Source organism: Kitasatospora sp. NPDC056783 (assembly GCF_042789895.1).
Taxonomy (GTDB): Bacteria; Actinomycetota; Actinomycetes; order Streptomycetales; family Streptomycetaceae; genus Kitasatospora.
Genome location: NZ_JBHUAF010000585.1, coordinates 1 through 3,381, shown reverse-complemented (window position 1 = coordinate 3,381; position 3,381 = coordinate 1). Strand labels below are relative to the sequence as shown.

At 70.6% G+C, this 3,381-nt stretch carries 1 protein-coding gene and 1 pseudogene; both read left to right on the top strand.

Annotated elements, in window-relative coordinates; all coding sequences use genetic code 11:
- Positions 1 to 84, top strand: a pseudogene (locus ACFRMQ_RS39440) (transposase); the annotation flags it as partial.
- A gap of 699 nt (positions 85 to 783) precedes the next feature.
- Positions 784 to 3,312, top strand: coding sequence for an ATP-dependent Clp protease ATP-binding subunit (locus tag ACFRMQ_RS39435; RefSeq protein ID WP_380735721.1), 2,529 nt, complete (start codon positions 784 to 786; stop codon positions 3,310 to 3,312).
- Positions 3,313 to 3,381 lie beyond the last annotated feature (69 nt).

Genomic DNA, 3,381 nt, shown 5'->3' with positions numbered 1-3,381 from the left:
ATCCGCCGCTACATCATCTGGCGAAACAAGCACGCCGCCGACGAACGACTACGCGAGGTCGTCACCAGGGCGAACGTTGCCTGATGCGGCACTAGACAGGATGGACGATCCCGGGGGCAGGTTGCCAGCCTCGGCGGCAGCCTGTCCAAAACCTGCGGTGAGCTGCGGTGATCTCCCCTGAGTCCGACATCAGCGTCTGACATCAACGACAGCGGACACCGGAAACCCCACCGGCATTCGGGTGGATCATTGCCGGGCCGCGATCACGGGCATGTGCAGCTACGGACACCGCCCGATCGAACTTACAAAGCAGATGTCGGCGGTTCGAAACCGTCCGCGCCCACCCCTCGAACAGCTGAAACGCAGGCTACGGCCCAGGTCAGGAGCATGATCCCGACCTGGGTCGTCGTCGTTCCCGCGGTTTCACCAGGGCCTCGGACAAGCTCGGCACGGCCTTGCCGAACGGGCGTGACTCCTGAATTTCGCCCAAACGATCATGGTGTGCCGGTGGCTCCGGCGCGTGGTGGGGGTGCCGGGGCGGGTGAGGATCGGGGGAGTGGTCGGACCCCCGGAGCGGTGGCGGATGGCTGAGCAGGTCGGGGAGTCGCGCGGGTGGTCATGCGCAACGTGGTCGGCGGGCTGTTGGCGATGGCGGTGACGTGCAGCGGCGGTGTGCTGCTGGAGCAGGTCACCGGGTGAGCCCCGGCCGTCCCGACAGGCGGGGTCGGGCGGCCTGTGTTTGTGTGACTGCAGACCGCTTGGGAGAGGTGAATCGCTGTGACCATGCCCCCGTTCGGGTCGAACGACCCGTTCTCCGACCTGCTCAGCCGGTTCTTCGGGATGAGCCCGCTGGCCTCCCCGCCCGCCGTGCAGCGGGTGCCGATCGGGCGGCTGCTGAGCGAGTCCTCGCAGGAACTGCTCGCGCTGGCCGCGCAGCGGGCGGCGGAGGACGGTTCCAGTGACCTCGACACCGCGCACCTGGCCTGGGCGGCCACCCGGGTGGAGCCCTCGCGCCGGATGCTGGAGCGGGCCGGCATCGACCCGGACCGGCTCTCCGGGGACCTGGAGCACGCCCTGCCGACCGGCACCGCCGACCGGGTGGACGACCGGCCGGCGCTCACCCCTTCGGCGAAGCGCGCGCTGCTCGCCGCGCACGCCCGTTCGCAGGCGGTCGGCGCCTCGTACATCGGGCCGGAGCACATCCTCGGCGCGCTGCTCGACCAGGAGCGCTCGGGCGCCGGCGTGGCGCTGCGCAACGCGGCGCCCTCGCAGGAGGCGCTGAAGTCGGTGCTGGAGGGGCGCGGCACCGGGGGCGAGCGCAGCAGCACGGGCGCGCACCCGAGTGAGACGCCGACGCTGGACGAGTACGGGCGCGATCTGACCGAGGAGGCGCGCTCGGGCCGGCTGGACCCGGTGGTCGGGCGGGCCGAGGAGATCGAGCAGACCGTCGAGATCCTCTCCCGGCGGACCAAGAACAACCCGGTGCTGATCGGTGAGCCGGGCGTCGGCAAGACCGCGATCGTCGAGGGCCTGGCCCAGCGGATCATCTCCGGGGACGTGCCGCAGAGCCTCAGGGAGAAGCGGGTGGTCACCCTCGACCTGACCGCGCTGGTGGCCGGCTCCAAGTACCGGGGCGAGTTCGAGGAACGGCTGAAGAACGTGATCGACGAGGTCACCGCGGCCGAGAAGAGCGTGATCCTCTTCCTGGACGAGTTGCACACCGTGGTCGGTGCGGGCGGCGGCGAGGGCTCGATGGACGCCGGCAACATCCTCAAACCGGCGCTCGCGCGGGGTGAGTTGAGCGTGGTGGGTGCGACCACGCTGGACGAGTACCGCAAGCACGTGGAGAAGGACGCCGCGCTGGAGCGCCGCTTCCAGCCGGTGCTGGTGCCCGAGCCGAGCGTCGAGGAGACGGTCGAGATCCTCCATGGGCTGCGCGACGCGTACGAGGCGCACCACCAGGTGAGGTTCACCGACGAGGCGCTGGACGCGGCGGCGGCGCTCTCCGACCGGTACGTCGGCGACCGCTTCCTGCCCGACAAGGCGATCGACCTGCTGGACCAGGCCGGCGCGCGGGTCCGGCTGCGCAGCCTGAGCGGGTCCACCGAGGCGACCGGCGTGCAGGACCGGATCACCAAGCTGAAGCGGGAGCTGGACGAGGCCGTCGCGGACGAGGAGTTCGTCCGGGCCGCCAACCTGAAGACCGAACTGCGGCAGACCGAGGACGAGTTGGCGTCGATCGCCGAGTCCCGCGAGGACGTCGTCGACGTGACGGCCGACGACATCGCGCAGGTGCTCTCCTCCCGCACCGGCATCCCGGTCGCGGAGCTGAACGCGACCGAGAAGGAGCGGCTGCTCAAGCTGGAGGAGCACCTGCACGAGAAGGTGATCGGCCAGGACGAGGCGGTCACCGCGGTCGCCCAGGCGGTGCGCCGCGGCCGGGCCGGGATGGGCGACCCGGACCGGCCGACCGGCTCCTTCCTCTTCCTCGGGCCGACCGGCGTCGGCAAGACCGAGCTGGCGAAGGCGTTGGCGGCGCTGCTGTTCGGCGACCCGGACCGGATGATCCGCTTCGACATGAGCGAGTTCCAGGAGAAGCACACCGTCTCCCGGCTGGTCGGCTCCCCGCCCGGCTACGTCGGCTACGAGGAGGCCGGGCAGCTGACCGAGGCGGTGCGCCGCAAGCCGTACAGCGTGCTGCTCTTCGACGAGGTGGAGAAGGCCCACCCGGACGTCTTCAACCTGCTGCTCCAGGTGCTGGACGACGGACGGCTGACCGACTCCCAGGGGCGTACGGTCGACTTCCGCAACGCCGTGGTGATCATGACCAGCAACCTCGGCTCGCAGCGGATCCTCGACCACGCGGGCAACGTGGACGAGATCAGGGACGACCTGATGCGCGACCTGCGCACCCAGTTCCGGCCGGAGTTCCTCAACCGGATCGACGAGGTGATCGTCTTCCACGCGCTCACCCGGAAGGACCTGCTGTCCGTGGTGGACCTGTTGCTGGAGCGCAGCCGGCGCCGGCTGCGGGCCCAGGACGTCCGGCTGGACGTCACCGAGGCGGCCAAGGAGTACCTGGTCAACCGGGGTTACCAGCCGGAGTTCGGGGCCCGGCCGCTGCGCCGGACGATCCAGTCGGAGCTGGACAACCGGATCTCCAACCTGCTGTTGGACGGAACGGTTCGGGAGGGGGACACGCTGCTCGCGGACGTGAGCGACGGGGAACTGGTGGTCACCCTGGCCCGGCCGGAGGCCTCGGCGACCTTCGAGGAGGCGGAGGCGAAGGCGCGGGCCGCCGCGGAGGACTGATCCGGGCGTGATCGCCGACGTTCGGGCGTACTCCGGCGGGAGTACGCCCAAACGCCACTGGTGGAGGAC

Excerpts from the sequence above, each read along its gene's own strand:
- ACFRMQ_RS39435 (WP_380735721.1), top strand. The coding sequence starts at position 784 with ATGCCCCCGTTCGGGTCGAACGACCCGTTCTCCGACCTGCTCAGCCGG.